This is a genomic window from Bombilactobacillus bombi, assembly GCF_013607485.1.
Taxonomy (GTDB): domain Bacteria; phylum Bacillota; class Bacilli; order Lactobacillales; family Lactobacillaceae; genus Bombilactobacillus; species Bombilactobacillus bombi_A.
On sequence record NZ_SCHP01000068.1, the window covers coordinates 1 to 5,017 of the forward strand.

Annotated in this window: 3 rRNA genes; all 3 read left to right on the forward strand. The window is 50.4% G+C overall.

Annotated elements, in window-relative coordinates:
* The first annotated feature begins 169 nt into the window (after positions 1 to 169).
* The 3 genes from EQ827_RS07785 (at position 170) to rrf (ending at position 5,016) form a co-directional block, all read left to right on the forward strand.
* Positions 170 to 1,732: ribosomal RNA gene (locus EQ827_RS07785) — 16S ribosomal RNA — on the forward strand.
* Positions 1,733 to 1,903: 171 nt separating this feature from the next.
* Positions 1,904 to 4,820: ribosomal RNA gene (locus EQ827_RS07790) — 23S ribosomal RNA — on the forward strand.
* A 79-nt stretch (positions 4,821 to 4,899) separates the two neighbouring features.
* A 5S ribosomal RNA gene (gene rrf / locus EQ827_RS07795) occupies positions 4,900 to 5,016 on the forward strand.
* Together the 16S, 23S and 5S rRNA genes form the textbook arrangement of a ribosomal RNA operon.
* Position 5,017: the final 1 nt, after the last annotated feature.

Consider the following 5,017-nt stretch of genomic DNA (forward strand, 5'->3'; position numbering starts at 1 on the left):
AGTAGCTGATATAATAAAACAGCTGCTACATGGCAGCGAGGTGAACTTTGAAAACTGAATAAAGTTTCTAAACGCAAAAGTGCAGGGTTCAAAAGAACCTGTCAATGAGAAACAATAAAGAAAAGACAAGAACGCTAAGTTCAAGTCATGAGCAAGAAAAGAACAATCAAAAACTGAGAGTTTGATCCTGGCTCAGGACGAACGCTGGCGGCGTGCCTAATACATGCAAGTCGAGCGCGGGAAGTCAGGGAAGTCTTCGGATGGAACTGATGGAACGAGCGGCGGATGGGTGAGTAACACGTAGGTAACCTACCCTAAAGCGGGGGATACCATCTGGAAACAGGTGCTAATACCGCATAAACCTTACACTCACATGAGAGTAAGTTGAAAGACGGTTTCGGCTGTCACTTTAGGATGGACCTGCGGCGTATTAGCTAGTTGGTGGAGTAACGGTTCACCAAGGCGATGATACGTAGCCGACCTGAGAGGGTAATCGGCCACATTGGGACTGAGACACGGCCCAAACTCCTACGGGAGGCAGCAGTAGGGAATCTTCCACAATGGACGAAAGTCTGATGGAGCAACGCCGCGTGGATGAAGAAGGTTTTCGGATCGTAAAATCCTGTTGTTGAAGAAGAACGGGTGTGAGAGTAACTGCTCACATTGTGACGGTAATCAACCAGAAAGTCACGGCTAACTACGTGCCAGCAGCCGCGGTAATACGTAGGTGGCAAGCGTTGTCCGGATTTATTGGGCGTAAAGGGAGCGCAGGCGGTCTGTTAAGTCTGGATGTGAAAGCCCTCAGCTTAACTGAGGAAGAGCAACAGAAACTGGCAGACTTGAGTGCAGAAGAGGAGAGTGGAACTCCATGTGTAGCGGTGAAATGCGTAGATATATGGAAGAACACCAGTGGCGAAGGCGGCTCTCTGGTCTGTAACTGACGCTGAGGCTCGAAAGCATGGGTAGCGAACAGGATTAGATACCCTGGTAGTCCATGCCGTAAACGATGAGTGCTAAGTGTTGGGAGGTTTCCGCCTCTCAGTGCTGCAGCAAACGCATTAAGCACTCCGCCTGGGGAGTACGACCGCAAGGTTGAAACTCAAAGGAATTGACGGGGGCCCGCACAAGCGGTGGAGCATGTGGTTTAATTCGAAGCAACGCGAAGAACCTTACCAGGTCTTGACATCTCCTGCAAGTCTAAGAGATTAGATGTTCCCTTCGGGGACAGGAAGACAGGTGGTGCATGGTTGTCGTCAGCTCGTGTCGTGAGATGTTGGGTTAAGTCCCGCAACGAGCGCAACCCTTGTTACTAGTTGCCAGCATTAAGTTGGGCACTCTAGTGAGACTGCCGGTGACAAACCGGAGGAAGGTGGGGACGACGTCAAATCATCATGCCCCTTATGACCTGGGCTACACACGTGCTACAATGGATGGTACAATGAGAAGCGAACTCGCGAGGGCAAGCAGATCTCTTAAAACCATTCTCAGTTCGGATTGCAGGCTGCAACTCGCCTGCATGAAGCTGGAATCGCTAGTAATCGCGGATCAGCATGCCGCGGTGAATACGTTCCCGGGCCTTGTACACACCGCCCGTCACACCATGAGAGTTTGTAACACCCAAAGCCGGTGGGGTAACCCGTAAGGGAGCCAGCCGTCTAAGGTGGGACAAATGATTAGGGTGAAGTCGTAACAAGGTAGCCGTAGGAGAACCTGCGGCTGGATCACCTCCTTTCTAAGGAAAAGAAAACGGAAGCACTTTTGTGGAAACTTTGTTCAGTTTTGAGAGTTCAGCTCTCAGAACTTCGTACTTTGAAAACTGAATATTAAGAGAAGAAACAGAAAAACACCGAAAGAAACTGCGCGAATCGAGAGATTCAAGAAGTAAGAAAAAGAAGTAAAAACAGGTTAAGATAATAAGGGCGCACGGTGGATGCCTAGGCACTAGGAGCCGAAGAAGGACGGAACGAACACCGAAATGCTTCGGGGAGCTGTAAGTAAGCGAAGAACCGGAGATATCCGAATGGGGGAACCCGGCTGAGGTCAAGCTCAGTCACACATTGTTGAAATGAAGTAGATAATGTGGGGAAGACGTGGTGAACTGAAACATCTAAGTAGCCACAGGAAGAGAAAGAAAAATCGATTTCCTGAGTAGCGGCGAGCGAAACGGAAAGAGCCCAAACCATCAGGCTTGCCTGGTGGGGTAGTAGGACTGGTAGACGAGGAAAAAGGCCGAAGATAGTCGAAGCAGTTGGGAAGCTGCACCAAAGAAAGTGACAGTCTTGTAGACGAAATCGGAGGCACTCAACCAGGATCCTGAGTACGGCGGGGCACGTGAAACCCCGTCGGAATCTGGGAGGACCATCTCCCAAGGCTAAATACTCCCTAGTGACCGATAGAGAACTAGTACCGTGAGGGAAAGGTGAAAAGCACCCCGGGAGGGGAGTGAAATAGATCCTGAAACCGTGTGCCTACAAGTAGTCAGAGCTCGTTAAAGAGTGATGGCGTGCCTTTTGTAGAATGAACCGGCGAGTTACGTTAGCTTGCGAGGTTAAGTTGAGAAGACGGAGCCGAAGCGAAAGCGAGTCTGAAGAGGGCGGCAAGTAAGATGACGTAGACCCGAAACCAAGTGACCTACCCATGTCCAGGTTGAAGGTGCGGTAAAACGCACTGGAGGACCGAACCCACGTAAGTTGAAAATTGCGGGGATGAGGTGTGGGTAGCGGTGAAATTCCAAACGAACTTGGAGATAGCTGGTTCTCTCCGAAATAGCTTTAGGGCTAGCCTCGGGGAAGAGGATCATGGAGGTAGAGCACTGTTTGGACTAGGGGCCCAGCTTGGGTTACTGAATTCAGATAAACTCCGAATGCCATTGATCTATACCCGGGAGTCAGACTATGAGTGATAAGATCCGTAGTCGAAAGGGGAACAGCCCAGATCACCAGTTAAGGTCCCAAAATCCATACTAAGTGGAAAAGGAAGTGGAGCTGCCTAGACAACTAGGATGTTGGCTTAGAAGCAGCAATGCATTTAAAGAGTGCGTAATAGCTCACTAGTCGAGTGACTCTGCGCCGAAAATGTACCGGGGCTAAGTATGGTACCGAAACTGTGGGTGTATCAGAAATGATATGCGATAGGAGAGCGTTGTAAGAGCGAAGAAGCTAGATCGTGAGGACTAGTGGAGTTCTTAGAAGTGAGAATGCCGGTATGAGTAGCGCAAGACCAGTGAGAATCTGGTCCACCGAAAGACTAAGGATTCCTGGGGAAGGCTCGTCCGCCCAGGGTTAGTCGGGACCTAAGACGAGGCCGAAAGGCGTAGCCGATGGAAAACAGGTTGAGATTCCTGTACTAATCAGAACCGTTTGAACAATGGAGGGACGCAGGAGATAAACGTGAGCATGCAGCTGGAAAAGCATGTCCAAGCAGCGAGTCTGGTAATGAGTCAAATGCTTATAACTAAGGACAAGCTGTGATGGGGAGCGAAAATTAAAGTAGCGAAGCATGAGAGTCACACTGCCAAGAAAAGCTTCTAGTGAGGAACTGGTTACCCGTACCGCAAACCGACACAGGTAGTCGAGAAGAGAATTCTAAGGTGAGCGAGAGAACTATTGTTAAGGAACTCGGCAAAATGGCCCCGTAACTTCGGGAGAAGGGGTGCTGGTTTAACAGCCAGCCGCAGTGAAAAGGCCCAAACAACTGTTTATCAAAAACACAGGTCTCTGCCAAATCGAAAGATGACGTATAGGGGCTGACGCCTGCCCGGTGCTGGAAGGTTAAGAGGAGAGCTTAGCGTAAGCGAAGGTTTGAATTGAAGCCCCAGTAAACGGCGGCCGTAACTATAACGGTCCTAAGGTAGCGAAATTCCTTGTCGGGTAAGTTCCGACCTGCACGAAAGGCGTAATGATTTGGGCACTGTCTCAACAATAGACTCGGTGAAATTATAATACCCGTGAAGATGCGGGTTACCCGCGACAGGACGGAAAGACCCCATGGAGCTTTACTGTAGCTTGATATTGAATTTTTGTGTAACATGTACAGGATAGGTAGGAGCCGAAGAGGCCGGTACGCTAGTATCGGCGGAGGCGCTGGTGGGATACTACCCTTGTTAGATGAAGGTTCTAACCCGCGCCATTGAAGCATGGCGGGAGACAGTGTCAGGTGGGCAGTTTGACTGGGGCGGTCGCCTCCTAAACAGTAACGGAGGCGCCCAAAGGTTCCCTCAGAATGGTTGGAAATCATTCGCAGAGTGTAAAGGCAGAAGGGAGCTTGACTGTGAGACAGACAAGTCGAGCAGGGACGAAAGTCGGGCTTAATGATCCGGTGGCACCGTATGGAAGGGCCATCGCTCAACGGATAAAAGCTACCCTGGGGATAACAGGCTTATCTCCCCCAAGAGTTCACATCGACGGGGAGGTTTGGCACCTCGATGTCGGCTCATCGCATCCTGGGGCTGTAGTCGGTCCCAAGGGTTGGGCTGTTCGCCCATTAAAGCGGTACGCGAGCTGGGTTCAGAACGTCGTGAGACAGTTCGGTCCCTATCCGTCGCGGGCGGAGGAAATTTGCGAGGATCTGTCCTTAGTACGAGAGGACCGGGATGGACATACCACTGGTGAACCAGTTGTTCTGCCAAGGGCATAGCTGGGTAGCTACGTATGGAAGGGATAAACGCTGAAAGCATCTAAGTGTGAAACCCACCTCAAGATGAGATTTCCCATTCAGTAATGAAGTAAGACCCCTCAGAGAAGATGAGGTAGATAGGTTGCGCGTGGAAGGTTAGTGATAATTGGAGCGGAGCAATACTAATCGGTCGAGGGCTTAACCGAGCGCAGGAGTAAAGAAGGTGTAGGACACTCTTAATATTCAGTTTTGAGAGGACGAAGGAAGTTCTTTCAGAGAAGACAGTGTGGTGGCGACAGCGGGAAGGATACACCTGTAACCATGTCGAACACAGAAGTTAAGCTTCTCAGCGCCGAGAGTAGTTGGTGGGAAACTACCTGCGAGGCTAGGACGCTGCCACGCT